This window comes from Candidatus Binatia bacterium (assembly GCA_029243485.1).
GTDB lineage: Bacteria > Desulfobacterota > Binatia > UBA12015 > UBA12015 > VGTG01.
The window spans coordinates 125,655-151,295 of record JAQWRY010000001.1; the positions used below are offsets into that span (position 1 = coordinate 125,655).

At 65.8% G+C, this 25,641-nt stretch carries 22 protein-coding genes; 14 read left to right on the plus strand and 8 right to left on the minus strand.

All coding sequences use genetic code 11. The annotated features are described in order from the left end of the window. Nucleotides 1-106: 106 nt before the first annotated feature. Together P8R42_00630 and P8R42_00635 are read right to left on the minus strand one after the other, a co-directional pair. On the minus strand, nucleotides 107-505 hold the full coding sequence (locus P8R42_00630) for a hypothetical protein (protein MDG2303151.1): 399 nt from the start codon (nucleotides 503-505) through the stop codon (nucleotides 107-109). Between the two features lie 9 nt (nucleotides 506-514). Then, nucleotides 515-1,765, minus strand: coding sequence for a YhjD/YihY/BrkB family envelope integrity protein (locus tag P8R42_00635; GenBank protein ID MDG2303152.1), 1,251 nt, complete (start codon nucleotides 1,763-1,765; stop codon nucleotides 515-517). 170 nt (nucleotides 1,766-1,935) lie between these two features. On the opposite strand from P8R42_00635, the gene P8R42_00640 reads away from it, so the two are divergent. Beyond that, the gene (locus tag P8R42_00640) at nucleotides 1,936-2,475 is read left to right on the plus strand and encodes a CBS domain-containing protein (protein ID MDG2303153.1); all 540 of its coding nucleotides are present in this window, start codon (nucleotides 1,936-1,938) and stop codon (nucleotides 2,473-2,475) included. Nucleotides 2,476-3,033: 558 nt separating this feature from the next. On the opposite strand, the gene P8R42_00645 is transcribed toward P8R42_00640, so the two are convergent. Next, the gene (locus P8R42_00645) at nucleotides 3,034-3,393 is read right to left on the minus strand and encodes a hypothetical protein (protein MDG2303154.1); all 360 of its coding nucleotides are present in this window, start codon (nucleotides 3,391-3,393) and stop codon (nucleotides 3,034-3,036) included. A gap of 109 nt (nucleotides 3,394-3,502) precedes the next feature. Further along, nucleotides 3,503-5,032 carry a multicopper oxidase family protein gene (locus P8R42_00650; GenBank protein MDG2303155.1) on the minus strand — a complete coding sequence of 510 codons (1,530 nt, stop codon included), beginning with the start codon at nucleotides 5,030-5,032 and terminating at the stop codon, nucleotides 3,503-3,505. A 101-nt stretch (nucleotides 5,033-5,133) separates the two neighbouring features. On the opposite strand from P8R42_00650, the gene P8R42_00655 reads away from it, so the two are divergent. From P8R42_00655 to P8R42_00685, 7 genes are all read left to right on the plus strand, one after another. After that, complete coding sequence (locus P8R42_00655) at nucleotides 5,134-5,685, plus strand: hypothetical protein (GenBank protein ID MDG2303156.1); 552 nt, start codon at nucleotides 5,134-5,136, stop codon at nucleotides 5,683-5,685. A gap of 184 nt (nucleotides 5,686-5,869) precedes the next feature. After that, complete coding sequence (locus P8R42_00660; GenBank protein MDG2303157.1) at nucleotides 5,870-6,388, plus strand: response regulator; 519 nt, start codon at nucleotides 5,870-5,872, stop codon at nucleotides 6,386-6,388. A gap of 191 nt (nucleotides 6,389-6,579) precedes the next feature. Next, nucleotides 6,580-6,990, plus strand: a complete 411-nt coding sequence (msrB, locus tag P8R42_00665) for a peptide-methionine (R)-S-oxide reductase MsrB (protein MDG2303158.1) — start codon at nucleotides 6,580-6,582, stop codon at nucleotides 6,988-6,990. Between the two features lie 741 nt (nucleotides 6,991-7,731). Further along, nucleotides 7,732-9,213, plus strand: a complete 1,482-nt coding sequence (locus P8R42_00670) for a DUF1800 family protein (protein ID MDG2303159.1) — start codon at nucleotides 7,732-7,734, stop codon at nucleotides 9,211-9,213. 15 nt (nucleotides 9,214-9,228) lie between these two features. Next, entirely contained in the window at nucleotides 9,229-10,644 is a 1,416-nt protein-coding gene (locus P8R42_00675; protein MDG2303160.1) for a DUF1501 domain-containing protein, read from the plus strand. Nucleotides 10,645-10,743: 99 nt separating this feature from the next. Further along, nucleotides 10,744-12,144: a Si-specific NAD(P)(+) transhydrogenase gene (sthA, locus tag P8R42_00680; GenBank protein ID MDG2303161.1), complete on the plus strand. Its 1,401-nt coding sequence runs from the start codon at nucleotides 10,744-10,746 to the stop codon at nucleotides 12,142-12,144. A gap of 3 nt (nucleotides 12,145-12,147) precedes the next feature. Beyond that, the gene (locus P8R42_00685) at nucleotides 12,148-12,921 is read left to right on the plus strand and encodes an exodeoxyribonuclease III (GenBank protein ID MDG2303162.1); all 774 of its coding nucleotides are present in this window, start codon (nucleotides 12,148-12,150) and stop codon (nucleotides 12,919-12,921) included. 12 nt (nucleotides 12,922-12,933) lie between these two features. Here P8R42_00685 and gcvP read toward each other — a convergent pair whose 3' ends face one another. Further along, nucleotides 12,934-15,810 carry an aminomethyl-transferring glycine dehydrogenase gene (gene gcvP / locus P8R42_00690; protein MDG2303163.1) on the minus strand — a complete coding sequence of 959 codons (2,877 nt, stop codon included), beginning with the start codon at nucleotides 15,808-15,810 and terminating at the stop codon, nucleotides 12,934-12,936. 111 nt (nucleotides 15,811-15,921) lie between these two features. Here gcvP and P8R42_00695 point away from each other — a divergent pair, with 111 nt between their 5' ends. After that, nucleotides 15,922-17,742: a long-chain fatty acid--CoA ligase gene (locus P8R42_00695; GenBank protein ID MDG2303164.1), complete on the plus strand. Its 1,821-nt coding sequence runs from the start codon at nucleotides 15,922-15,924 to the stop codon at nucleotides 17,740-17,742. Here P8R42_00695 and P8R42_00700 read toward each other — a convergent pair. The 3 genes from P8R42_00700 to P8R42_00710 all read right to left on the minus strand — a co-directional run bounded on the left by P8R42_00700 (nucleotide 17,706) and on the right by P8R42_00710 (nucleotide 19,304). Beyond that, on the minus strand, nucleotides 17,706-18,266 hold the full coding sequence (locus tag P8R42_00700; GenBank protein ID MDG2303165.1) for a hypothetical protein: 561 nt from the start codon (nucleotides 18,264-18,266) through the stop codon (nucleotides 17,706-17,708). The two genes, P8R42_00695 and P8R42_00700, sit on opposite strands and share 37 nt — an antisense overlap. A 53-nt stretch (nucleotides 18,267-18,319) precedes the next feature. Beyond that, nucleotides 18,320-18,508, minus strand: a complete 189-nt coding sequence (locus tag P8R42_00705) for a hypothetical protein (protein ID MDG2303166.1) — start codon at nucleotides 18,506-18,508, stop codon at nucleotides 18,320-18,322. Between the two features lie 364 nt (nucleotides 18,509-18,872). Beyond that, entirely contained in the window at nucleotides 18,873-19,304 is a 432-nt protein-coding gene (locus tag P8R42_00710) for a CBS domain-containing protein (GenBank protein MDG2303167.1), read from the minus strand. Between the two features lie 116 nt (nucleotides 19,305-19,420). On the opposite strand from P8R42_00710, the gene P8R42_00715 reads away from it, so the two are divergent. Genes P8R42_00715 through P8R42_00735 form a run of 5 tightly spaced genes read left to right on the plus strand, consistent with a single transcriptional unit; the run spans nucleotide 19,421 to nucleotide 25,641 of the window. Then, nucleotides 19,421-19,978 carry a DUF456 family protein gene (locus P8R42_00715; protein MDG2303168.1) on the plus strand — a complete coding sequence of 186 codons (558 nt, stop codon included), beginning with the start codon at nucleotides 19,421-19,423 and terminating at the stop codon, nucleotides 19,976-19,978. A gap of 60 nt (nucleotides 19,979-20,038) precedes the next feature. Continuing rightward, on the plus strand, nucleotides 20,039-20,710 hold the full coding sequence (locus tag P8R42_00720) for an acetate--CoA ligase family protein (GenBank protein ID MDG2303169.1): 672 nt from the start codon (nucleotides 20,039-20,041) through the stop codon (nucleotides 20,708-20,710). Further along, entirely contained in the window at nucleotides 20,707-22,176 is a 1,470-nt protein-coding gene (locus P8R42_00725) for a CoA-binding protein (GenBank protein ID MDG2303170.1), read from the plus strand. The genes P8R42_00720 and P8R42_00725 overlap by 4 nt, the downstream gene beginning before the upstream one ends. A gap of 19 nt (nucleotides 22,177-22,195) precedes the next feature. Further along, a complete protein-coding gene (locus P8R42_00730) occupies nucleotides 22,196-24,445 on the plus strand; it encodes a DUF3604 domain-containing protein (protein MDG2303171.1) in 2,250 nt (749 codons plus the stop codon). Between the two features lie 23 nt (nucleotides 24,446-24,468). Then, nucleotides 24,469-25,641, plus strand: a complete 1,173-nt coding sequence (locus P8R42_00735) for an acetyl-CoA C-acyltransferase (protein ID MDG2303172.1) — start codon at nucleotides 24,469-24,471, stop codon at nucleotides 25,639-25,641.

Consider the following 25,641-nt stretch of genomic DNA (forward strand, 5'->3'; position numbering starts at 1 on the left):
CGACGGTCCTCGTCGTCGCGCAGCCGCATGCGGCGCGCGCCAAGCTCTGCTTTCGGCGTGAAGGCTACGGGCTCGCGCAAGTCGACGCGGTCCGCCCCGGCCGGCGCTAGTCCGGTACGAAGCTCCGCCGCGGAGGGATCGGGTAAATCGATTCCAACACCCGATTGCTCCGGATACCGACCGCCTCGCGATGGATCCGCAGCTCATACCGCGCCTCGATCGCTTCCTCGCGAGCCGCGTTCCAATCAGAGACGCGCTTCCGTCTCTCCGCCGGCGCCTGCGCGTTGTCGATCGCTCGCGCGACGACGTCGAGTCGCAAGAGCGCGAGGTCGACCTTGTCCCCGGAGCGGCCAAGCGCAGAGGCCATCTCCTGCACGATCTCCTTCTCGAGTTCTTCCGCCCCAAGTTCGATGTCGATCTTTCGCTTCAGCCGGTCCAGGTAGGGACTCTCGAACCCGGAGTCCGCGAGTTCGCGGACGAGCGTCTTCCACGGAGGCGCGCGCACGAACGGATCTCAGGACCGCCCTTCGGCGGGGGCTGCCGCGACGGAGCTTACCGTCGCCTCCGGCGCGTGCTTCTCGGCCAGGAGATCTGCCAGCGACAGATTCGCAAAGACCTGCTGCTGCCCGCGCCCCGCTCGCCCTAACAGACCACCCAGTCGCGGATCCCACTGCCGGGCCCCAGCGCTCTCCACGAGAGAAGCGGCGACGTCTCCGAGATCGATCGCCGCCGGATCCCGGCCGAGTGCGTACAAGCCCCGGGACCCCGCCAACGCAACGAGGAACCCGCTCACGCGCAGTCGCTCAGCGACTCGTTCAACGACGCCCGTCTCGACCTGGATCTCACGAGCCAGCGCCCGCGGTTCAATCCCGCCGCCTTCCCCCTCGAAGCGCTCCGCGGCCCGAAGAAGCGCCTGCGTCGCGACCGCCCACTGCGGCGGAGGTGCGCCCTCGAGCTCGACGGCGTCAACACCGAACTCGACCATCGCCGCGACCTCCGCGCCGGCGAGCACGATCGTCCAGCTGACGTAGACCCACACCAGCGTCACCGGCACCTGCGCCAGCGCGCCGTACACGACGTTCGCCCGGACCACACCTATCTGCAGCTGGACGTACGCGATCTGCACGATCTGCCAGGAGATGCCCGCGAGAATCGCGGCGATGAGGATCGCACGGAAGTGGGGCCTGCGATTGGGCATGACGGTGTACACGATCGCCAGAGCGAGCACGTTGAAACCGTACGGGACGAGGCGAAGCCCCTGCGCCCAGACGTCCCCGATGATCTCGTTGGCGAGGAGGCCTTTTAGCGTCTCCTGCTCCGCGAGAAACGAGGTCGCACCAAAGCCCGCGAGCAACAAGAACGGCGTCAGCAAGACGACGCTCATGTAGTCGCTCAGCTTGCGCCACCACACGCGGCCCGTATGGATGCGCCAGATGTGGTTGAGACTCGCCTCGACGTTTCCGAGAACCGAGATCGCGGTGAAGAGTAGCGCGATGACGCCCAGGCTCGTAAGCGTCCCCGCGTTCATCTCGCCGACGAAGCCGATGATGCGCTCGGTCACCTGCGAGCTGAGCCCCAGCTGGGTCAGGAGCCAGTGCTCCAGTCGCTCGGCGGAACCCAGGCCCCTTAGGGCCGCGAACATCAGAGCCAGCAGCGGCACGAGCGAAAGTAGGGTCGTGTAGGCCAACGCGGACGCTTGGATCAGGCACCTATCGTCGTAAAACCGGAGCGCAAGCATCCGAAGAAAGCGCCAGGCCCGAAACATTGGGCTCTCCGAACGGGTGGTCGGCGTCATCGGAACCCCGTTTTGACACAGCAAACGGGCCGGAGGAAGAGACACGTTGCGTCTTGCCTCGCAGCACGGAGGGGTGAATACTCGCGACCAGCTTCGGGCGTGCTCACGCCGGAACACAATCCCAGAAAGCGGAGGTTTCCATGATTCGAGACAGCATCCTCGAGGAAGAAGCGGCGATCGCCTCAGAGCGAGCCGACGCAGGGAGCTCGATTGAAGCCGAGATTCTCGAGAAGCCCATCGGGTCGCTTCCCAGCCTCCGCGACCCGATTCAGCTCGACCGGCGTACAACCCTTCGCGCGGTCATCCAGCGCTTGAACCAAGAGCGCGTCGGGTGCGTGCTGATCGTCGAAGACGGTCTCCTCGCCGGCGTGTTCACCGAGCGGGACGTTCTCACCAAGCTCGTCGGGACCGACATCGACGTCGACCGCACCGCCGTCGAGGATCTCATGACCCGAGATCCCGAGTGCCTGAGACTCGATGACAGCGTCGCGTACGCGCTGAACAAGATGACGATCGGCGGCTTCCGCCACATCCCGCTCGTCGACCGCCACGGCCGACCCGCCGGCGTGATCGCGATGCGGCACATCGTCGAGTACCTCGTCGATCTGTTCCCGCGCGGCGTCCTGAATCTCCCGCCGTCGCCGAATCTCGCGATCGCTCGCACGCGCGAAGGAGCCTGAGAACCAGCACAGCCGTACGCAGGAGCTCTGGGCCTCGTGGTCCAGAAGCCAGCGCTTTGCGATGAATGCCAAAGGCGTATCCCGTGAGGGAGCCCGTGGAACTCACCAGACGGTGACACGGGATGATGACCGAGATGGGATTCGCGCCGTTCGCGGCACCGACGGCGCGACTGGCTTTCGGGGAGCCGAGCGAAGTCGCCATTTCCCCGTATGTCTTCGTCGAACCCACCTCCACTCGCCGAAGTCGGCGCCAGAGCGCGGACTGAAATGCCGTGCCGCCCGGATCGACCTCGATGCGACGAAGAGCGTCCAGGTCTCCATCGAAGTAAGCGGGGCGGTCACGCCGCGTCGGTCCCCCAGATCGCCATCGCTGCGTAGGAACGCCACGGGCGCCAGCTCTCTGCCTGCTCTGCGAGTTCCTTTTCGCGCAGCGGCGCGCCGTTGCCGAGAATCTTCCGCAGGCCGAGGTCGCCGGCGGGGAACGCATCGGGCTCGCGCAGCGCCGGCCGCGGGCGATACCGCGAGATCCTCGTCGAAACGAAAGGTTAGCCGGAAGGCTCAACGCAGCAGCGGCGCCGGCGACACCGACACGGGACGGCTCCCTGTCGCGAGCACGAGACCGTGCGCGCGCACTCCCGCAACCGGTCCGACGACCGTGAACCGGCAGCGACGAGCTTCGACACCGCCCGTCGCCAGATACGTCGCCCCGGCGGCCAGGCGGAACCTCCCCGAATCGGTCGTCGCCATGCCCACGTGATCGAGGGCCTCGACGCGGACCACGCGTTCTTCGCGGGCGTCGCTTGTGATGCGGCACACCAGAACGCCGCGTGTACCGCTGATCGCTTCGGTCACGAAGCTCTGGGTCGTAGCCGAAGTCGAAAACAGCGCGACCAACAAGACGCCCGGGAAGGAAGACATCCACAGCCGCTACGCGTGCGAGGCTCCGCCGACCATGCCGAGGGTGACAAACCCTAGTTCAACGTACGCGAGGCGCAGCCACCGACAGCCCCATCTCCCCTGGCGGGCACTAGATCGTCGCCGTCCCGGCCAGGTACGCGACCACTCGAGCGAGCCCGGCGCGACGGCGGTACAACGCGACACTGTCCAACAACCAGCGACCCGGATTGTCGGCTGCGAACTCGAGGTGTGTGCGCTCGCCCGGCGCGACGATCAGCGTGTCCTTCCGCGGGGCCACGGCGGGATCCACCCCGTCGAGCAGGAGCCGGAAGACGTGGCCGTGCAGGTGCATCGACTGGAACTGGGACGTCTTGTTGTCGATCTCCATGCGGACCCGCTCGCCCGGCTGGATCCGGAGCGGCCCCGGGGCCGTGCCGGCCGTCGGATCCTCCGGGAAGGACTTTCCGTTTATGGTGTAGCGATACTCCCCCGGAACCTCGGCGAGGGAGATCCGGAGGTTTCGACGAGGTCCCTCTGGAAGCGTCCGCGGCTCCTTCGCGCGAAGCATGTCGTACCGAAGGCGCTCACCCTCCCACCGGGGCGGAACAGTGCTCACAACCGGCTTCGCGTCGGGCGTGTGCAACACTCCGACGGCTCCCCCCGACTGCCCCAGAGCCGCCGCCCGAATCGCGTAGGCCCCCTGTTCGCCGACGGTGACGATCACGTCGTACCGCTCACCGATTCCGATCACGAGATCGTCCACGACGACGGGCTCGACGGCGCGCCCGTCCGCAGCCACGACCTCTAGACGATGACCGGTCACCATGAAACGGAAGAACGTCTGAGACGATCCATTGATCACGCGAAGGCGGACGCGATCGCCCTCGGCCGCCTTACACGTCCAGGCGTTCCCGTGGCCGTGACCGTTCATCAGGAACGCGGAGAAGTTGACCTCGCTCGGGAACGGCTTGCCGTCGGGACCGGGGTTCACGAAGCGTTCGTGCGTCGACGCCTTCGGCTTGCCTCCGCGCTTGCGGAGCCCCGACAACACTGCGGCGGGATCGCCGGTTTCCCAATCCGACAAGAACACGACCTGGTCGCGCTTCGTGCCGTACGGATTCTCCCGTTCCTCGACCACGAACGCTCCGGCGAGACCGAGTTGCCGCTGGAACCCGACGGTCGAGTGGTACCAGTACGTCCCCGGCTCGGCTGCGGGAAACTCGTAGATCGACACGTTGCCCGGGCGAATAGGGAGCTGTGTGATGCCGATCTCTCCGTCCATCGGGTTGGGCACGGGCAGGCCATGGAAGTGAAAGGCCGTCGGTTGTTCGAGGCCGTTGATCACCTCGGTCCGCAAGAGAAACCCTTCGCGGAATCGAATCTCGGGCGCAGGTAGAACGCCGTTCACGACGAGCGCGCCCTGCGGACGACCCACCGGTGCCATGTCTTCCTTCGAAAGCGCCAGTCGGTACCGCACCGGCGCAAGCGGTCCCGACGCCGTCGTCGATTTCCCGAACGCTTCGGCGTCCTGGGGTGCGGACAGCGGCGCGGCGACGGCAACCGCCCCTATACCGGCAACAGCCCGAAGGACCTCGCGGCGCGACGGGTTCTTCGGGGGAACGGTCGAGCGCTTCACGGCGGGGTCGCGAGAATCCGGCATGACAAACGTCTTAGCGAATCCGGCGCGTCCGACTCCACCGAGGCAGCCCCGGTTGACCGGCGCCGCCCGATCGGGGACAAATTCGCTGGATCCGGAGGACCATGGTGAAACGCGACGAGTGCATCCTGTTCAGTGGAGCCGCAAGCGGTGCGGAGTCCGAGTTCGGGGCCGCCGCCGAGCGCTACGGCATCGAAGAAGTGAACTTCACCTTCGAGGGTCACAACGACGCCCGCTCCCGCGGGATCCGGGTGCTGACGCACGCGGAGCTTGAAAGGGGCGACGTCAGTCTCACCTACGTGAGCCGCCTCATGCACCGAAAGTACCCGAACACTCCCCTGTTCAAGAAGGTCCTCCAGAGCATCTGGCATCAGGTGAACACCGGCCAGGAAGTCTACGTGATCGGCCGCATCCTGCAGGACGGTACCGTCAAGGGCGGGACCGGCTGGGGCGCGGAGTTCGCCAAGCTCTGCAACAAGCCCCTCTTCGTCTTCGACCAGGACGAGGGCCGCTGGTCACGATGGAACGGCGACTCCTGGGACGGCACCGAGCCGCCCGTGATCTCGCATGCCCAGTTTACGGGCACCGGCACCCGGTTCCTCGCCGAGGGCGGCAAACAGGCCATCGCCGACCTCTTCGAACGCAGCTTCGACTGACTCCCGTCTCTGCCGCCGGTCTCCCCGCCGGTCTCCCCCCCGGTCTCCCCGCCGGTCGGCATGAGCGTTGCTTACTTCACTGCTCTGATGTGACGCAGGGCCGTTCCATGCGGCCCCAGCGCGGCATCTGTGACGAAATCGTGACGCAGGCGACGAAGAATTGACTTTCAAAGGGGAACTTTCCATGACGCACGGCGTCCTGCTGGTCGACGACGACGTCGAGATTCTGGAGATGTTCCGCAAGCTGCTGCGTCGGGAGCCCTACGAGATCGAGGTCGCAGCCGGGGCCGAAACTGCTCTGGAAATGATGGCGGAGCAACGATTCTCGGTGGTGGTCTCCGACGAGCGGATGCTTGGCATGACCGGGACGGATTTCCTGTCGCGGATCCAGCTGGAGTACCCCGATGTCGTGCGCATGATGGTCACCGGCCAGAGCGCCGTCGACGGCGCCATGCGGGCCATCAACGAGGGCCAGGCCTCCCGATTCCTCCTGAAACCGGTGCGGGCCTCGGAGCTCGGGTCCGCCATCCGCGAAGCTCTCACCGAGTGGGACCTCCGCCACGCTTCCGAAGCCTCGCTCGACCGCGAGAAGCGGCGCGAGGCCGCGATGGCGACTCTCGAAGGCCAATGGGAGGGCCTCACCAGCATCCGCCGCGACTATTCGGGTACGATCGTCCTACCCGGCCGCGGTGACGACCTCTAGAACGCTGCGCGCGAGGCCGAAAGCCACGCGGGCGCCCGCGGCCGCCGCTAGCGGCACCGGCGGTGGCCCCAGCCCCTCCCCCTGCGACGAGGCAGACACTTCGCCATCCGCCGGGCTTTTCCTCTGTCCCCCGACCGGTTACCGTCAATGATGTCGCGTCGCCCGCGACGTCCCACACGGTAGGAGCTACGATGACGAAGAAGGTCGAGAAATCCCACGAGGAATGGAAGGCTGAGCTCTCTCCCGAGCAGTTCGCCGTCTGCCGCGAGAAGGCCACCGAGCGCGCCTTCTCCGGTGCCTACTGGGACCATCATGAGGCCGGCAAGTATGCCTGTGCTGGCTGCGGCGCGGAGCTCTTCGCCTCCGACACGAAATTCGACTCGGGAACCGGCTGGCCCAGCTTCCACACGCCCTCCGCAGACGGCAGCGTCGCCGAAGAAGTCGACGCGAGCCACGGCATGCGCCGAACGGAAGTCCACTGCGCCGCCTGCGAGTCGCACCTCGGCCACGTCTTCGACGACGGCCCGACGCCGACCGGACTTCGATACTGCATCAACTCCGCGAGCCTGGACTTCGTTCCGAAGGACGACGAGAAGAAGTAGCCGCGCCGCAGCGTACCAGGATTGTTGGAGGTTCCTCTGCTGGTACTCCGCGCATCCGAGGAGTCGCGCTCGTTGACCGGGCGGTGGCAGCACTCGTCGTGTGAAGCCTGCTTCACGGGTACACGGTGGTCAGCAGTCGGATGCGACGCCGCGGGATGCTCGACCCGGCATACGTGCCTGGCTGATTCGAGTCGCGGCCCACTCCGCTCGATCACGTCGGGGGGGGGGGGCTCTAGCCTCCCGCCGAGTCCTCCAGCCGGAGAGGGTAGCCTGCGAGAGTCATGGATCGGCCCCGCTGATCTGGGCCCGAGCTTGCACGCACCGGCCAGAACCAAGGCATCCAAGAACGAACAGGCCACTCACGAGGCGCCGCGTACGGCTCGAACGAGTGCCTCCTCGTGCTTGGCCCCGAGGCCTCCGTACAGCCCGCCCGCTCGATCCTCACTCAGTCTAACAATACTGCTCCGCCGTGGACCGCGGGCACGGCGCGAGAAGCACCGTCGCCCCACCCGGCCTGGCCCCACACCGCCCCCACCATTCGTGCGCCGTTGCGCTGTCCCCGTCGTCTGCGTACTCGGCTCACTCTGCACACGCGGTGCCGCGAGATGGGGCGCTCTCTCTCTTGTTCCAACTTTGCGTCGCTCTACCCTGGTGCGAAGTGATTGAGCCGTCAGCATGACTTTCACTTATGCTTGACGTTGCAGCGTTCACTGCTCACTACCAAGCAACCGGAGGGGGACCATGGGAGACGAGAATACCGCCTTGTCGGCGGGAGACGTGCGCCACCTTTTGCGCCGCACCGGATTCGGAGCGAAGCCGAAAGAGGTGGAGAAGATGTCGGCGAAGTACCCCACGCGTGGGGCGGCCGCTGACAAGCTCTTGAAGTTCAAACCAGCGAACTTTCGTCCGGGCGGCAAAGACATACGCGCCCGGCAGGTCAGTTGGTTCAAGTACATGCTGAAGGGGAAGCGAGCACTGCAGGAAAAGATGGTGCTGTTCCTGCACGATCATTTCGCGACGAACAACGACACCCTCGGCGATGACCTGCAGATGGCGAATCAGAACCGCCTTCTGCGCCAAGGCTGCATCGGGGACTTCAAGCAGCTGGTGAAGGACATCAATCTCGACCCGGCGATGATGGACTTCCTGGACACGGTCCGGAATCGCAAAGAACAACCGAACGAGAACTACCCGCGCGAACTCCTGGAGCTCTTCACCGTCGGAGTGACGGACTTCCAGGGAAACAACAACTACGAACAGGAAGACATCGTCCAGATCGCGCGTGCGTTCAGTGGATGGCGTCTCAACGAGAAAGACGACCCCTTCCTGCAAGAAAGCCGGCACGACTTCATGGAGGACTTCCCCAAGCGGGGGCCGAAGGTGATCTTCCAGACCACCGGCAGCTTCGGGCCGGGTGGGCGCTCGTTCACGACGCTCGGTGAAGGGGCGACGGAGATCGAGGAGGTGATCGACATCCTCTTCGAGCACACCGACTCGGACGGCGAGAACACCGTCGCTCGCCGGATTGCCCGACGCCTCCTCGAGTACTTTGCCCACGGGGCGTACGCGACGTCGGACCCGCCTACGGCTGCCGCTGCGGACGCGGTCATCGCGGAATCCGGCTTCGATTCGAACTGGGACCTTGGCGCATTGATCCGCGCGATCCTCGTGAGCGATGCGTTCTACGAGACCGCCGGTTCGGGCCCGGCGACACCGCGCTCCGTGAAGTGGCCGATCGACTACGCGGTCACCTCGATGCGGCTCCTCGGAATGAAGCTGAAGGGCAAGGATGCCCGACTCGACGGCGGCGCGCGGCGCCGCATCGTCGACCACCTTTCCGACATGGGCCAGGAACTCTTCGACCCTCCGAGCGTATTCGGCTGGGATTGGGAGAACTCGTGGATCACGAGCCGCACGGTGCTGTCGCGGGCGATCTTCGCGCGCGATCTCACGGTCGCCCGCGGAAACAGTGCGACCGGCTTTCGACCACACAAGTTGATGGACACCGAACTCACCGACCCGCCGGCGATCGTCGACGCGGTAACGGACGTTCTCGGCGTTTCCGATCGGATCTCTCCTACGGAGCGCGCGATCTTGATCGACTACCTGACCGACGAGGGCGTCCAGTCCTCCATCGACCTCGAAAACGAGGACGTCGTCGAGCGCAAGCTCGCCGGCCTTTTCGCCGTCGTGATGCAATCGCCGGCCTACCAGCTCCACTAGAAGGGGGAGAACCAAATGGCTATTTCTCGCAGGCAGTTTCTCGGCCGCAGCGGAGCGGTTGCCGGCGGCGTCGTCGGCGCCAGTCTCTTCGGCAATCCATTCACGCGTGACGCGATGGCGATGACGCTCGGCGATCGATACGTCGTCTCGCTCTACCTCGATGGAGGCAACGACGGCCTCAACACGATCACGCCGGTAGACAACGGCGGCTCCGGCGCCCTTCGCGCCGACTATGAAGCGGCGCGCAACACCGGCAGCGGGGGAATCCGTCTCTCCTCGGGCGAGCTGCTCGTTCCGGGCGGCCCTTCCCTCCTCGACCCCAACACCGGGTCGCAGCTCGGCTTCCATCCGGGCCTCTACGGACTCTCGAACCTCTACGGCCAGGGCAAGGTCGCCGTGATCCAGGGCTGCGGGTACCCGAACGCAAGCCTGTCGCACGACACCTCCGCCAAGGTCTGGGAGCGCGCGGATCCAAATCGTTCCGGGATCAGCACGGGCTGGGTCGGCCGACATCTCGCGGCGCACTTCGGCCCCTCGGACATTCCGGCAGTCGCGGTTCGAGGGTCGATCCCCGGCGAGTTCGATCAGACCACTACGAGCGTGCTGACGGTCTCGCGCGTGGAGCAGTTCAACTTCCCATACGACAGCAGCAATGGCTCCGACTCGACCTTCCGGCGAAACGCCTTGATGGCACTAGCCGACGAGTCTCTGCTCTCCGGCCAGCCGGTCCAATCGCAAGTCGGCGCGGCTGACAAATCGACGCTCCTCGCGGCCGATAGCTACCCGGGCCTGCACGACGCCTACGAGGACGACCGACCGTCGTTCGATCAGATGTACGACGACCTCGGGACCAGCGCGGCTCGAGACCTTCGTGAGATCTCGAAAATCATCTACGGCGTCGAGAACGCAGTCCCCAACGTGAACGCTCGCTACTTCGAGCTACGCAACGGCGGGTACGACAACCACTCCGACCAGGGCGGCGGGAGCCCGGGCGGACGACACTACAACAACCACGAGGAGGTCGGGCAGGCGCTCGAGACCTTCTACGCTGATTGCGACGACATGGGCGTGGCGGACAAGCTCATCGTCTTCGTCTGGAGCGAATTCTCCCGCCGGATCCTACAGAACGACACGGGGACGGACCATGGCACGCAAGGGCCGATGTTCGTGCTCGGCGGCACGGTCAACGGCGGCGTCTACGGGAACCACCCCGACATCGCCGACGGCTCCCTCGAAAGCGGGAATACCATCTACACCCAGGACGTCGCGAACCCGTACCGCTCGACGGACTTTCGGGACGTGTACGGGACCATCATGAAGCACTGGGTGAACGTGCCGCACGCCACCGTGCTCTCCAATCTTCTCCCGCTCGACACCGGTGATCCGAATGAGCGGTGGGCCACCGAGAACTTCGACATGGGTTTCCTCTAGGTATGACGGGGTGCCGAGCGGGTCTTTGCGCCGGCACCCCGCAAACCCGCGACATCACGAACCGGATCGGCTATGGTTCGGAATTCGAAGGGAGCGTCGATGTCACAAGAGCATTTCGATCTACTCGTCATTGGGAGCGGACCCGCGGGCCAGAAGGGCGCGATCAACGCAGCCAAGCTCGGCAAGCGGGTCGCGATCGCCGACGGCGCGCTCGTCCTGGGCGGTACCTGCCTCCACACCGGCACGATCCCGAGCAAGTCCCTCCGAGAGGCCGTCCTGTACCTCTCCGGGTACCGGCAGAAGGCGTTCTACGGGAAAAGTTACGCCGTCCAGCGCCGGGTCACGTTCCGCGATCTCTCGCTCCGCGTGTCCGAAGTCGTCGATCGCGAACTCGACGTGGTTCGCGATCAGCTCGCCCGCAACCGCGTCGAGATCCTCGACGGACACGCTACCTTCGTCGATCCAAACACAGTCGAGATCAAACGCGACAACGGGATTTCGATCCGTGCCTCCGCCGACGGGATCCTGATCGCCTGCGGTGCGCGGCCCGCCCACTCGCCTACCGTGCCGGTCGACGGCCGCCGCATCTTCGACTCCGATCAGTTCGTGAGCGAGTCCCGCGGGGACCAGGAGGTCGTGCGCTCCCTCATCGTCGTGGGCGCCGGCGTGATCGGCCTCGAGTACGCGGCGATGGCCACGGCGCTCGGCGCGGACGTGACGATCATCGATGGTCGCCGCGACGTCCTCGAGTTCGTAGATCGCGAAATTCTGGAGGCGCTGTTCTACAACCTCCGAGAGAACAACGCGACGCTGCGTTTCGGCGAGAAGGTCGTGTCGGTGGGCATCGACGATCGCGACCGCGTGTCCGCGCAGCTCGAGAGCGGGAAGAAGGTCGCCGCCGACACGCTTCTCTTCACCGTCGGGCGACAAGCAAACGGAGATCGCCTCGGGCTAGAGGCCGCCGGGGTCGAGGTCGACAAGCGCGGACGAATCCAGGTCGACGAAAACTTCCAGACGACCGCCTCGCACATCTACGCCGCGGGCGACGTGATCGGCTTTCCCGCCTTGGCGTCCACCTCGATGGAACAGGGACGAATCGCGAGCTGCCACATGTTCGGCGTGCCGTTCAAGCACACGCCGGAGCTCTTCCCCTATGGGATCTATACTCTCCCGGAGATCTCGATGGTCGGCAAGACCGAAGAGCAGCTCACGGACGCCAAGATCCCGTACGAGGTCGGCATGGCCCGCTTCAGCGAGCTCGCCCGGGGACAGATGATCGGCGACCGCACCGGCCGTCTCAAGATTCTATTCGATCCCGATAGCCTGAAGCTGCTCGGCGTTCACATCATCGGCGACGGCGCCGCCGAACTCGTCCACATCGGCCAGACCGTGATGTACTTCGGCGGCACCATCGAGTTCCTCCGCGACGCCGTCTTCAACTACCCAACTCTCGCCGAGGGCTACAAGGTCGCGGCGTTCGACGGGTTGAACAAGCTCTGAGCCATGCGCGTCGTCACCTGGAACATCAACGGGCTGAACGCCCGCCAAGCCTACATCGAGCATTGGCTCGCAGCGCGCCAACCCGACCTGGTCGGCCTGCAAGAGCTGAAGATGATGGACGAGAAGTTCCCTCACCTCGCGTTCGAAGCCGCCGGCTACAAGGCGGTCACGCACGGCCAGAAGAGCTGGAACGGTGTCGCCGTGCTCGCGCGGGAGGACGTCGAAGTCGTCGCCCGCGGCCTCCCGGGCCAGGAAGACTTCGGCGCACGGTTCCTGCACATCCGCTCCGGCGATCTGGACTTCCTCACCGTGTACTGCCCGAATGGAAAGCACCTCGGGCACGACGACTATCCGCGCAAGCTAGCCTGGTACGACACGCTGGCCGATCACCTCGCCGCGACGCTCGATCCGACCAAGCCCGCCATCCTCGGAGGCGACTTCAACATCTGCCCCACCCCGCTCGACAGCTGGAACGAGGACGCCCATGCCGGCGAGATCTTCCACACGGACGAGGAGCGCGCTCGCCTGCGCCGACTGGCCGATTGGGGATTCACCGACATCTACCGCGACCGGCATCCGGACACCCAGGCGTTCTCCTGGTGGGATTACCGCGGTGGCGCGTTCCACAAGAAGCAGGGCCTGCGCATCGATTTCCTGCTCGCGACAAGGCCCGCACTCGATCGCGTCACGTCCGTCGAGATCGACCGCGACTACCGCAAAAAACAGGACGGGCTGTCCGCCTCCGATCACGCGCCGGTGATCGCAGATCTCGACTAGTGCACCGCCGGCCTAGGCCGACTCCTCCGCCAGCGCTTCTAGTGGCGGGCACGTGCAGAACAGGTTGCGATCGCCGTACGCGTTGTCGATCCGACCGACGGGCGGCCAGTACTTGAAGTCGGCCAGCCACGGCGCCGGGTAGGCGGCGCGTCGGCGCGAGTACGGGTGGGACCACACGTCGTCGCTGACCGCCCCCGCGGTGTGCGGGGCATTCTTCAGCGGGTTGTCGTCCTTGTCGAGCGCGCCGCTCTCCACCTCGCGAATCTCTTGTCGGATCGTGAGGAGGGCGTCACAGAGCCGGTCGAGCTCCGCCCGGGGCTCGCTCTCGGTCGGCTCGATCATCAGCGTCCCGGCGACGGGGAAGCTCATTGTCGGCGCGTGGAAGCCGTAGTCCATGAGACGCTTGGCAATGTCCTCGACGTTCACGCCCGCGCTCTTCTCGAAGGGCCGACAATCGATGATGAACTCGTGCGCGACCCGGCCGCCCGGGCCCGAGTAGAGAACGTCGAATCCCTTGGAGAGGCGTCGAGCCATGTAGTTCGCGTTCAGGATCGCGATCTCCGTCGCCCGGCGAAGCCCCGCGGCACCCATGAGCGCGATGTAGACCCAACTGATCGGCAGAATGCTGGGGCTCCCGTAGGGCGCGGCCGAGACGCCACCCTCCCCGCTCACCGGGTCACCCGGCAGAAACGGCTCCAGATGAGCGCGGGCCGCGATCGGCCCCATGCCTGGACCGCCCCCGCCATGCGGAATGCAGAACGTCTTGTGCAGGTTCAGGTGACACACGTCGGCGCCAATCTGCGCCGGCGACGTCAGGCCGACCTGTGCGTTCAGATTCGCGCCGTCCATGTACACCTGGCCGCCCGCGTCGTGGATGATTCGACAGATCTCCTGGATCTCGGCTTCGAAGACACCGTGGGTCGACGGGTACGTAATCATCAACGCACCGAGCGCGTCGGCGAACTCCTCGGCGCGACGTCGGAGATCCTCCACGTCCACGTTGCCGTTCGAGTCACACGCGACCGCCGCCACCCGGAAGCCGGCCGTCACGGCAGTAGCGGCATTCGTGCCGTGTGCGGAAACCGGAATGAGGCAGACGTCGCGCCCAGTGTCCCCGCGCGAGCGGTGATAGCGCGCGATGGCGAGCAGGCCAGCATACTCCCCCTGCGACCCCGCGTTGGGCTGGAGCGAGACCGCGGGCAGTCCCGTGATCGCACCGAGCCACGCTTCGAGTTGCCCCAACATCTCCGTGTACCCGAGCGTTTGCTCCTTCGGGGCGTAAGGATGAATCCCACCGAACTCAGGCCACGTCACAGGGAGCATCTCGCTCGTTGCATTGAGCTTCATTGTGCACGAGCCGAGCGGGATCATCGACACGTTCAGCGAGAGGTCGCGCGACTCGAGCCGGTGGAGATACCGCAGCATCTCGTGCTCGCCGCGGTAGGAGTGGAACACCGGGTGTTCGAGATAGGCACTCTTCCGCTCGAACGCCGCCGGCAGATCGAGATCCGCCTTGTCGGCCAACGCGTCCAGATCCGGCGCAGCAACGCCGAAGGCGCCTAGGATACTGATGACATCGTCACGGTTGGTGGTCTCGTCGAGCGCGATGCCGACGGACCCGTCCCCAAAATCACGAAGGTTGATGCCAGCCGCATCCGCCGCGGCCATCACGTCGGCGCCACTTCGTCCGGCCGGGGTGACCCGGATCGTGTCGAAGTAGATTCCCGACGGCGTCTCGTGCCCGGCCTCCTGCAGACCCCTCGCCAGAGCACCACACAGACGACGAACCCGCCCGGCGATCCGCGCGAGGCCGTCGGGGCCATGGTAAACCGCGTACATGCCGGCCATGATCGCGAGCAGCACCTGCGCCGTGCAGATGTTGCTCGTCGCGCGATCGCGCCGGATGTGCTGCTCCCGCGTCTGAATTGCGAGACGGTACGCGTTCGCACCGTCCGCGTCCTTCGACACGCCGATCAGTCGACCCGGCAGACGACGGGCGTGCTTCTCGTGCGTCGAGAGGTACGCCGCGTGCGGACCGCCGTACCCGAGAGGAACCCCGAACCGCTGGGTAGATCCGACGGCGATGTCCGCGCCCAGCTCGCCCGGAGGCGCCAACAAGGTGAGCGCCAGGAGATCGGCCGCCATCACGACCGTCGCGCCGGCGTCGTGCGCGCGCGAGGCGAGATCGCGGTAGTCTTCCACGCGGCCGTCGGTCGTCGGATACTGCAGGAGCACCCCGCAGTCTTCACCCTTGGTAAAGCTCATGTCGGACGTCGCCACGACTTGAACGTCCATCCCCATCGAGGACCCGCGCGTCCGCACCACGCCGATCGTCTGCGGATGGCAATCCGCCGCGACGATGAACCGGTCGGCCTTGCGCGCGATAGCGCGACACATCCCCATCGCCTCGGCGGCGGCCGTGGCTTCGTCCAGAAGCGAGGCGTTGGCGAGCGGGAGGCCGGTCAGATCGGCGACCATCGTCTGGAAGTTGATCAGTGCCTCGAGCCGTCCCTGCGAGATCTCGGCTTGATACGGGGTGTACTGAGTGTACCAACCGGGATTCTCGAGAATGTTCCGCTGGATGACCGGCGGGACGATCGTGTCCGAATAGCCCATCCCGATGCAGGAGCGCTGAACGACGTTGCGCTCCGCCATCGTCCGCAGCCGCGCCAGCAGCTCACTCTCCCCCGGAGCCCGCTCGCCCAGACCGGGCAGCTTCAGCGGCTCTGCCAGCCGAATCGCCCCCGGGACCGTCTCCGCGGCCAGCTGCTCGAGGGAGGGACACTGGATGACCTCGAGCATCTCCGCCACGTCGGCGTCGCTCGGGCCGATGTGGCGCTCGGCAAAGGTGTCGGAGGGATCGAGCGACGAGTGGCGTGGCTGGCTCATCCCGCAAGGGTATGAATCGGGCTCCGGGCAGGCAAACCGACGGTTCCCGTTGAATCGCCGCCGGAGGCTGCGCTACAGAGAATCGCCCGCGAACCCCGAGAAGGAGCCCACATGTCCAACAACAAGATCACCAGCGAAGAGATCGCACGCCAGGTCGAAGGCAAGACCGTCCCGAGCGTGTTCCTCGAAACCATGAAGGCTCACCGGGACCGCGTCGCCCTGCGGTGGAAACAGGACGACGGCTCCTTCGGCGAGTGGACGTTCGGGGACTACGGAGAAAAGGTCGCTCGAGCCGCCGCCGGACTCGCGGCTCTCGGAATCGAGCGCGGTGACCGCGTCGTGCTCATGCTCCGCAACATCCCCGAGTTCCACTTCCTGGATCTCGCCGTGAACTTCCTCGGCGCCACCTCCATTTCGATCTACAACTCGTCCTCCGCCGAACAGGTCCACTATCTCGTCGACCATTCCGAGGCGAAGCTCGGCATCGTCGAGGACATGGGATTCCTGGCCCGCTTTCTCGAGGTGAAGGACCGTCTGCCGAAGCTCGGCAAGCTCGGCATCCTGAACGATCCCGACGGGGCCGCCGCGAGCGATGTGTTCCGCGTCGAGTCGCTGCTCGCGACCGCGCCGCTCGACCTCGACGAAGCGGCGAAGATCGCCCAGCCCGAGGATCTCGCGACGATGATCTACACGTCGGGGACCACCGGGCCGCCGAAGGGCGTCATGCTCTCACAGGCGAACATCGCGTGGACGTGCGAGTCCTTCAAAGGCGCCCTCGAGATCGAGAACCTCCCCGGAAAGAAGCTAATCTCCTATCTCCCGATGGCTCACATCGCCGAGCGGATGGTGAGCCACTACCAGCAGATCTTCTACGCGTTCGAGGTCACCTCCTGCCCCGACGCATCGGCGATCGGTGAGTACGCCCGCGCCGTGCGGCCAAATATCATGTTCGGCGTCCCGCGCGTGTGGGAGAAGATCTACGCGGGCATCAACGCCGCCCTCGCGGTCGACGCCGACAAGCAGAAGAGCTTCGGCGAAGCACTCGAGGCGGCGAAGCCCCTCGCGGAGGCCATCAGTTGGGAACGCGCCACCGACGTCGAGAAGGAGACCTACGAGTTCTTCGACAAGGTCGCCTTCCGTCCGGTGCGCCAGCTGGTCGGTCTCGATGAACTCGAGCTCGCGTTGACCGGAGCGGCTCCGATTCCTGCGGAGATGCTCCAGTGGTTCCGCACCATCGGCGTTCCGTTGGCGGAGCTCTACGGCATGTCCGAGTCGAGCGGGCCGATGACGTGCTCAGCGAAGAAGGTGAAGCCCGGCAGCGTCGGTCGCGCGATCCCCGGCTGTGACGTCCGACTCGCGGAGGACGGCGAAGTCATCTGTCGGGGCGGCAACGTCTTCAGCGGCTACCTGAAGAGCCCCGACAAGACCGCCGAGGCCCTGGATGCCGACGGCTGGCTCCACTCCGGCGACATCGGCGAGGTCGACGACGAGGGATACTTCAAGATCGTCGACCGCAAGAAAGAACTCATCATCACCGCCGGCGGCAAGAACATCAGCCCGGCGAACCTCGAGTCCGCGCTCAAGATGATCCCGCTGATCGGCCAGGCGTGCGCTATCGGCGACCGCCGACCGTTCGTGTCGGCGCTCCTGGTCCTCGACCCGGATACGGCCAAGACCTTCGCCGCGGCTGAGAACATCGAACACGGCTCCCTCGCCGACCTCGCGGCACACCCCCAGGTGGTGGAAGCCGTCCAAAACGGGCTCGAAGCCGCAATGGCCGACTTCAACAACGCCGAGCGGGTGAAGAAGGTGAAGATCCTCGGAGAAGAGTGGCTCCCGGATTCGGAGTGCCTCACCCCGACCTCGAAGCTCAAGCGGAGGGGCATCCACCAGCGCTACGAAGCCGAGATCGAAGGTCTGTACGAGCGCTGATCGCGCCTATGCGGATAGTGCTTCTTTCGGCGCGGCCTCGGCCTGCATAAACTGCATGAGGAGCTCGACCAGCTCGTGCGGGGGCGGCGCCTCGGGCTCTTCGACCACACGTCAGCGTCCCATCCGAGCCGCTCGAAGACCGGTGTGACGAGCAGGCGTTCACGCAAGAGCTCGGTCGCCTCGATGATGAAGTCCTCGCGCTCCCCGTGGAGGAACTGGGACAACAGGAACGCGTTGATGTGGAGCTGCATCTCGAGGAGCTTGTCGTCTTCGAGCTCGACCGGCGGCTTCATCAGCTCGTTGGTCATCTTGGCGAGCCCGCCGTTCAGGCGCCCCTGCATGAGCTTCTCGAGATTGACTTCCGTGGACCAATCCTCATCCGACGCATTCCACGTCAGGGCCTTGCCCTTCTCATAGAGCGCGAGAAGGTTCTTCTGACGAAGCTCGTACTGCCAGTCGAAAACGGTCTCGAGCGTTCCCTTGACGGAGGAGAAGGCGCCACTTCTCGGGCATCGGAATCGCATTCACTTGCAGGTAGTCCACAGCAGTCCCTCCAGCCGGACATGCGTCCGACATTCTAGTCTTGTTGCGACGTCTCGGCGCGGGCGTCGCTCCGGACCCCCAGGTAGGCGACCAACAGCTCGGTCAACTCGGTCTGAAGTTCTTCGTCGGTCAGCGTGCGGTCGGCGACGCGCGTTTCTCCGAGTAGGATGTGCTGCTGTATGAACGCAAAGGACGCTCGGATTCCGAGATCGATGGCGAGCACCGGATCGCGATGCCCGAACTCGGTGACAGCCGCCTAGATGATCACGCGGGTCGGAACACCCGCCCAACGCTCGGCATCGACAACTCGCGGAGGCCCTTCTCGTTGATCAACGCCTGCGCCGCATCGAGGAGCCGGTACAGGGTCCGCTCGCTACGAGCCTGCTTCGGGCCGGAGAAGCGGGACGATCTGTGCGCGTGTCATTCGGGTTCGGCTCCGTCGGGTGATCCGGGGACAGGCTCGGGGCCGATCAAGAATCAGATTCTGATTCTGTTCCTCAGCCAGGCACTGCTCCTTGTAAAAGGCGGTACCGGCTGCCGTTCGGCGAGTCCGTTCCGGAGCCGTCGCGCCCGGGAGAAAACCGAGCTCAGCCCTGGTTGATGTAGGTCTCGAGCTGCTCGATCTGGTCCTGCTTCTCCGAGATCACCGCTTTCACGATGTCGCCGATCGAGAGCAAGCCGTCGAGCCGGTCTCCCACCAAGACAGGCAGGTGGCGAACCCGCCTCTGGGTCATGAGGGCCATGCACTCCTCCACCGTCTTCTGCGGCGTCACGACGAACAGCTCGGTCGTCATGATTTCGCGAACGGGGGTGTCCCGCGAGGCCTTCCCTTTCAGGACCACCTGGCGGGCATAGTCGCGCTCCGAGAGGATGCCAGCGACATCCGAGCCTTCGAGAACCAGCACGGCACCGATGCCCTTCTCAGCCATCAGCTCCAGCGCCGCGAAGACGCTATCCTCCGGGGAAACCGACCAGATGTCGTTTCCTTTCGACTGCAAGAGTTCCTGAACGGTCTTCATTGAAGCCTCCTTCGTCTGGAGGTCGCAGTGCGGCCTGATTGTGCGAAAAGTCTGACACTCTCCCGCGAGGCGCTCAAGCGATTCTCGGTCTTCTGGACTTGGGTCTCGGTAAAGGCATGATGGGGGCAATGGAATGGCTCTCCATCGGGCTCGCCTTGCTGTTCACCCTACTCGGCCTGGGCTGCCTGCTCCTCACAGCGGTCGGGCTTCCGGGCACCTGGCTGATGATCGGCCTGGCCGCCGCGTTCGAGGTGCTGCGCGGCTCGGTCGGTGGCGGTGCCGATGGGGCGTCGGTTTGGTGGACGATCGGCATTTGTGCAGCACTCGCCGGTGTCGGCGAGGTGATCGAAACCGCAGCCGGAGCCGCCGGAAGCCACGCAGGCGGCGGAACCAGCCGCGGAATGATCGGGGCCGTCCTAGGCGGGATCGTCGGAGGCATCGCCTTTACGCCGATCATCCCAATCCCGCTGGTCGGCACGCTGGTCGGCGCGATGATCGGGACGTTCGCGGGGGCGCTCGCGGGAGAGTTGACCGGCGAAGCAGCCCAGGACGGCGGCGAGTCCCTGCGCGCGGCAGCCGGCGCGACGGTGGGTCGGCTTCTCGGGTCCATGGGGAAGACCCTGGTCGGTGCCGTCGTCTGGGTCCTCCTCACGATTCGCCTGTTCACTTTCTGAGCATTTGCCGTGCCCCGGGGCTGATGCGGGCGGCACGGCCGACCGCTAGGCTTGCGTTCCATGCCCGAATCGAGCGCCGGCCCTTCCCACACCCTTTCCGAGTACGAATCCAAGCAGCGCTTGGCGTCTCTCGGCGTTCCGGTAGCGGTCGAGAAGCTCGCGGCCACCGCGGATGACGCCGCGCGCGCCGCCGAGGAAATCGGCGGTCCGGTCGCCGTGAAGCTCTGCGGCGACAAGATCGCGCACAAGACGGAACGGAATCTCGTCCGTTTGGGCGTCGCCCCTGGCGAGGCGACGCGCGCCGCGGCAGCCGAGCTCCTGGCAGCCGCTCGGCCCGAAGACGGCGATGTCGGCGTCCTGGTCGCTCAGATGGTCTCCGGGCGCCGCGAGCTCATCGCCGGCTGCGTCCAGGATCCGACCTTCGGCAACTGCGTGATGCTGGGCATCGGCGGAATCTTCGCCGAAGCTCTCGCCGACGTCGTGTTCCGCCTGGTGCCCCTCTCCCCCGCCGACGCCGCCTCCATGATCGACGACCTCCACAACCAGAAGATGCTCGACGACTTCCGCGGCGAGCCCGCCGTGGATCGCGAGGCGCTCACACAGGTCCTCCTCGGCCTCAGCCGGCTCGTCGAATCCGATCCGCAGATCGTGTCGGTCGACCTGAACCCACTCATCGTTTCAGAAGGCCGACCCGTCGCGGTCGATGCCCTCATCGAGGTTCGCGGAGAATGAGCACCGAGATCCTGGAGCGCTTCCGTCCCCTGTTCGAACCCCGCGGCATCATCATCGCCGGGGCCTCGAGCCATCCGGGGAAGTTCGGCTTCGTCGCCGCGCACAACATCCTGAGCGAAGGATTCCCCGGTGAGGTCTTCCTCACGAACCGCGACGGCGCCGAGATTCTAGGACGCCAGACGCTCACGTCGATCGACGACGTACCCGAGGGCGCGGCCGACCTCGTGTTCGTCTGCACACCACAGAAGACCCTCCCCGACCTGCTCCGCAGCTGTGCGGCCAAAGGCGTGAAGGCAGCGTTCGTCACAACGGCCGGCTATGGCGAGCTCGGCGAAGAAGGCAAGCAAGCCGAGAAGGACCTCGTCGATCTCTGCGCCGAGCTCGACATCCTCCTCCTCGGCCCGAACGGCCAGGGAGTCATCTCGACCCCCGCGAAGCTCTGCGCGCAGATCGTGGCTCCGTTCCCGCCACGGGGCAACATCGCAATCGCGAGCCAATCCGGCGGATTCGTGCAGGCGTTCCAGAACTACGCGGTCAAGACGGGCGTCGGCATCAGCCGCGCCGTTTCCGCCGGCAACTGCGCCGCAACGAACGTCGAAGACTACCTCGAATACTTCGCGGCCGATCCCGAGACCGCCGTCAGCCTCATCTACATCGAAGGCATCGAAGACGGACGACGGTTCTACGACACCGTAAAGCGCGCCGCGGCGGAGAAACCTCTCGTCGTCCTGAAGGGCGGCGCCACGTCCGGCGGGCAACGCGCGGCCGCGTCGCACACGGGCGCGCTCGCGACCGACGACAACGTGTTCGACGGAATGTGTCGGCAAGCCGGGCTCACCCGCGCGACCTCGGTCGAGGAAGCCTTCGAGCTGGCGGCGAGCTTCGCGACCCACCCTCTCCCGCGCGGCGGGAACGTCTTCGTCCTCACCACCGCCGGCGGATGGGGCGTCGTGACCGCGGACCGCATCACCAGCTCGCGCAACCTCGATCTCATGCCGATTCCGGATGACCTCAAGGCGGAGTTCGACAAGCGACTGCCTCCACGTTGGAGCCGCAACAACCCGGCCGACCTCGCCGGTTCCGAGACGCGCGACACTGTCGCGGAGTGCCTCGAACTCGTTGCCGGCCATTCCGAAGTCGACTCGGTGCTCCTCCTCGGCGTCGGAATCCAATCGAACCTCGGCGCCATGGAACGCGCGGGCCGCTTCTACCCCGGTCACGGCCTCGAGCGGATCGTCGAATTCCACGAGCGGCAGGACACCCGTTACGCGCAGCTCTCGATGGACCTCGAGAAGCGCTTCGACAAGCCCGTTCTCGTCGCAACGGAGTTGGTCGACTGTCAGTCCGAAAACGCTGGCCCAAAAACTCTGCGCGACGCCGGCAGTCTCGCCTATGCCTCGTCGTACCGTGCCGTAACCGCGCTGGAACACCTCTACCGCCACTCGCAGCACCGCGCCCAACGTTGATCGCAACCGGAGACCCGCAATGAAGAAGCTCCTGCTTGCCCTAGCCCTCCTCCTCACCGGCGGCACCATCGTCGTACGCGGCATGGCGGGCGGCTGGTTGGGCACGCACGAAGCGCCGGGCGAAATCACACAGCGACGCGTGCCCGCGAAGATCATCGCGGACCGCGAGGACACCCAGACGGCCGCCGCCGAGGGGGTAGGCGCGGGCACCGACAAACAGATCCTCTTCGGGGACCTGCACGTTCACACGACATTCTCGCCCGACGCCTTCTTCGCCAGCCTCCCGATCCTGCAGGGCGAAGGCGCGCATCCGCCCGCCGACGCCTGCGACTACGCACGCTACTGTTCGGCTCTCGATTTCTGGTCGATCAACGACCACGCGGAAGGCATCACGCCGCAGCACTGGGCGGAAACCGTCGAGAGCATCCGCCAGTGCAACGAAGTTTCGGGGGACGCAGAGAATCCCGACGTGGTCGCGTTCCTGGGTTGGGAGTGGACCCAAGTCGGCCAGACGCCGGACACGCACTACGGACACAAGAACGTGATCCTGCACGGGATCGAGGACGACGAGATCCCCGCACGGCCGATCGGTTCACGTGGCCTCGCCCAGCAAGCGATGACGCAGGGGTTGCCGACGCTCGCCGCGGCGGCAATTGGCATCGGCGGTGGCGATCGGCGCTACAACGACCTCCTGTATTACCTGAACGAGCGAGCGGAAGCGGACGTCTGCCCCGACGGCGTTCCGGAGCGCGAACTGCCCGTCGACTGCATGGAGAGCGCGCAGACGCCGGGCGTTCTGTTCGACAAGCTCGACGATTGGGGCGTCGACTCGATCGTCATTCCGCACGGGACGACTTGGGGCTTCTACACGCCCGCCGGCTCCACCTGGAAAAAGCAGCTGACAGCCGAGGAGCACGATCCGAAGCGGCAGACTCTCGTCGAGATCTACTCGGGCCATGGAAACTCCGAGGAATATCGTGACTTCCGCGCGGTCCGGTACGACGAGGACGGCAACCCGTACTGCCCTGAGCCGAGCCGGGACTACCTCCCCTCGTGCTGGCGCGCCGGTGAGATCATTCGCGACCGTTGCGCGAAGGAAGGCCACGACGCGGACGAGTGCGACCAACGCGCGGCGCAGGCGCGAGCGCACTACCTCGGCGGCGGGAACAGCGGCCATCACGCCATCCCCGGCGTCACGGCCAACGATTGGCTGGACGCGGGCCAGTGTCAGGACTGCTTTCTTCCCTCGTTCAACTACCGTCCGGGCGGCTCCGTCCAATACATGATGGCTCTGCGCAACTTCGATGAGCCCGAGGGCCCCGGGCGCTTTCGCTTCGGCTTCATGGCCTCCAGCGACAACCACACCGCGCGCCCGGGCACGGGCTATAAAGAGATCGATCGACGAGAGAACACGGAGGCGGCCGGTGTGATGGACGAATCTGGGAACGCCATGCTGCGGGCGCCCGCGAGCGAGCCCGTCGCGAAGTCGCAATCCGCTGCGGGTCTCGTGGACACCATGCAGGCGTTCCAGCTCATGGAGATGGAGCGGCAGTCCTCGTTCTTCCTCACCGGCGGACTCGTTGCGACGCATGCGAGCGGCCGTGACCGCGACGCCATCTGGAACGCCTTCGACCGACGTGAGGTCTACGGAACCAGCGGCGATCGCATCCTACTATGGTTTGATCTGCTCGACGACGGAGGCCACGCGATCGTGCCGATGGGCGGCGAGCTCGAGATGTTCCAGACGCCACGGTTCCGGGTTCGCGCCGTCGGCGCGTTCAAGCAGAAGCCGGGCTGCCCGGCGGACGCGGGCGAGGCCCTCGATACGGCGAGGCTGCACCACCTCTGCCGCGGCGAGTGCTACAATCCGTCGGACGACCGCAAGCGCATCACCCGCATCGAAGTCATCCGTATCCGTCCGCAGGCCCACAAAGACGAGCCGCTCGCCGATCTGATCGAAGACCCGTGGCGCGTGTTCACCTGCGAGCCGGACCCCACCGGCTGCTTCGTGGAGTTCGACGATCCGCAGTTTGCCTCCTCGGGACGCAACGCGCTGTATTACGTTCGGGCGATCCAGGAGCCCTCGCCCGCCGTCAACGCCGACTCGCTTCGTTGTGAGCGCGACGCCGACGGTAGCTGCCTCGACGTCGCCCCCTGCTACGGTGACTTCCGCACCGACTACGAGGACGACTGCCTGGCCGAGAGCGAAGAACGCGCCTGGTCCTCCCCCATCTTCATCGATCACCTTCGCGCCCGCCCGGGCGCCTGAGCCTCACGGCAGGAGAATCCATCATGGCTGAAGCATTCATCGTCGGAGCCGTCCGCACCGCCGCCGGGCGCAAGCGCGGCAAACTCGCAAAGCAGCACCCCATCGACCTCGGAGCAAAGATCCTCGACGAACTGATCGCCCGGACCGGCGCGGACGCGAACCTCGTCGAGGACGTGGTCTTCGGGTGTGTGAACCAGGTCGGTTCGCAGGGGACGAACATCGCCCGCAACGCCGTGCTGTCCTCGAGCTTGCCGGAAGCAGTGCCCGCGACGACGGTCGACCGACAATGCGGCTCTTCACAGCAGGCCGTCCACTTCGCGGCACAGGCCGTGCTATCCGGCGTTCACGACGTGGTCATCGCAGGCGGCGTCGAGGTCATGAGCCTCGTCCCGATCGGCGGCAACGCGATCGCCGGCCACAAGGTCGGGTACGGGTCACCCTACGGCGCCGGAATGAAGAAGCGCTACCCGGGCGTGAAGTTCAATCAGTTCGACGGAGCCGAGATGCTCGCCCAGCAGCACGGCATCAACCGCGCGGCCCTCGACGCCTTCGGCGTTGCCTCCCACCAGAAGGCGGCCCGTGCGACCGAAGAAGGACGCTTCCAGCGCGAGATCATGCCGATCGAGATCGAGAACGAAGACGGCGGCAAAGAGATGTTCCAGAAGGACGAGGGCATCCGCTACGACGCCAACATCGAAACGATGGCCGGCCTCAAGTCCCTCTCCGATGCCGGACTCCTCACCGCGGGGACCTCGAGTCAGATCTCGGATGGTGCGGCCGCACTCTTGATCTGCAACGAGGAGGGTCTCGCGAAGCTCGGCCTCACCGCGCGGGCCCGCATCAAGGCGATGAGCGTCGTCGGCGCCGACCCGATCGTCATGCTCGGCGCGCCGATCCCGGCGACGGAGAAGCTTCTGTCGAAGAGCGGCACCGCGATCGGTGACGTCGACCTGTACGAAGTCAACGAAGCGTTCGCCTCGGTTCCGCTCGCCTGGGCGAAGGGCGTCGGCGCGGATGAGGGCAAGCTCAACGTGAACGGCGGCGCCATGGCACTTGGTCACCCTCTGGGCTGTACCGGCGCTAAGTTGATGACGACCCTCCTGCACGAACTCGAGCGGACCGACGGTTCGCTGGGTCTGCAGACGATGTGCGAAGGCGGCGGCCTCGCCAACGCCACGCTGATCGAACGGATCTAA

What these genes read in the sequence shown, in the direction of transcription:
- P8R42_00710 (MDG2303167.1), bottom strand. Translation starts at nt 19,304, where the DNA reads ATGAAGACCGTTCAGGAACTCTTGCAGTCGAAAGGAAACGACATCTGG.
- P8R42_00675 (MDG2303160.1), top strand. Translation starts at nt 9,229, where the DNA reads ATGGCTATTTCTCGCAGGCAGTTTCTCGGCCGCAGCGGAGCGGTTGCC.
- P8R42_00685 (MDG2303162.1), top strand. Translation starts at nt 12,148, where the DNA reads ATGCGCGTCGTCACCTGGAACATCAACGGGCTGAACGCCCGCCAAGCC.
- P8R42_00700 (MDG2303165.1), bottom strand. Translation starts at nt 18,266, where the DNA reads ATGCGATTCCGATGCCCGAGAAGTGGCGCCTTCTCCTCCGTCAAGGGA.
- P8R42_00720 (MDG2303169.1), top strand. Translation starts at nt 20,039, where the DNA reads ATGCCCGAATCGAGCGCCGGCCCTTCCCACACCCTTTCCGAGTACGAA.
- P8R42_00655 (MDG2303156.1), top strand. Translation starts at nt 5,134, where the DNA reads ATGGTGAAACGCGACGAGTGCATCCTGTTCAGTGGAGCCGCAAGCGGT.
- gcvP (MDG2303163.1), bottom strand. Translation starts at nt 15,810, where the DNA reads ATGAGCCAGCCACGCCACTCGTCGCTCGATCCCTCCGACACCTTTGCC.
- P8R42_00645 (MDG2303154.1), bottom strand. Translation starts at nt 3,393, where the DNA reads ATGTCTTCCTTCCCGGGCGTCTTGTTGGTCGCGCTGTTTTCGACTTCG.
- P8R42_00725 (MDG2303170.1), top strand. Translation starts at nt 20,707, where the DNA reads ATGAGCACCGAGATCCTGGAGCGCTTCCGTCCCCTGTTCGAACCCCGC.
- P8R42_00660 (MDG2303157.1), top strand. Translation starts at nt 5,870, where the DNA reads ATGACGCACGGCGTCCTGCTGGTCGACGACGACGTCGAGATTCTGGAG.
- P8R42_00735 (MDG2303172.1), top strand. Translation starts at nt 24,469, where the DNA reads ATGGCTGAAGCATTCATCGTCGGAGCCGTCCGCACCGCCGCCGGGCGC.
- P8R42_00715 (MDG2303168.1), top strand. Translation starts at nt 19,421, where the DNA reads ATGATGGGGGCAATGGAATGGCTCTCCATCGGGCTCGCCTTGCTGTTC.
- P8R42_00635 (MDG2303152.1), bottom strand. Translation starts at nt 1,765, where the DNA reads ATGTTTCGGGCCTGGCGCTTTCTTCGGATGCTTGCGCTCCGGTTTTAC.
- P8R42_00670 (MDG2303159.1), top strand. Translation starts at nt 7,732, where the DNA reads ATGGGAGACGAGAATACCGCCTTGTCGGCGGGAGACGTGCGCCACCTT.
- P8R42_00650 (MDG2303155.1), bottom strand. Translation starts at nt 5,032, where the DNA reads ATGCCGGATTCTCGCGACCCCGCCGTGAAGCGCTCGACCGTTCCCCCG.
- msrB (MDG2303158.1), top strand. Translation starts at nt 6,580, where the DNA reads ATGACGAAGAAGGTCGAGAAATCCCACGAGGAATGGAAGGCTGAGCTC.
- sthA (MDG2303161.1), top strand. Translation starts at nt 10,744, where the DNA reads ATGTCACAAGAGCATTTCGATCTACTCGTCATTGGGAGCGGACCCGCG.
- P8R42_00695 (MDG2303164.1), top strand. Translation starts at nt 15,922, where the DNA reads ATGTCCAACAACAAGATCACCAGCGAAGAGATCGCACGCCAGGTCGAA.
- P8R42_00730 (MDG2303171.1), top strand. Translation starts at nt 22,196, where the DNA reads ATGAAGAAGCTCCTGCTTGCCCTAGCCCTCCTCCTCACCGGCGGCACC.
- P8R42_00640 (MDG2303153.1), top strand. Translation starts at nt 1,936, where the DNA reads ATGATTCGAGACAGCATCCTCGAGGAAGAAGCGGCGATCGCCTCAGAG.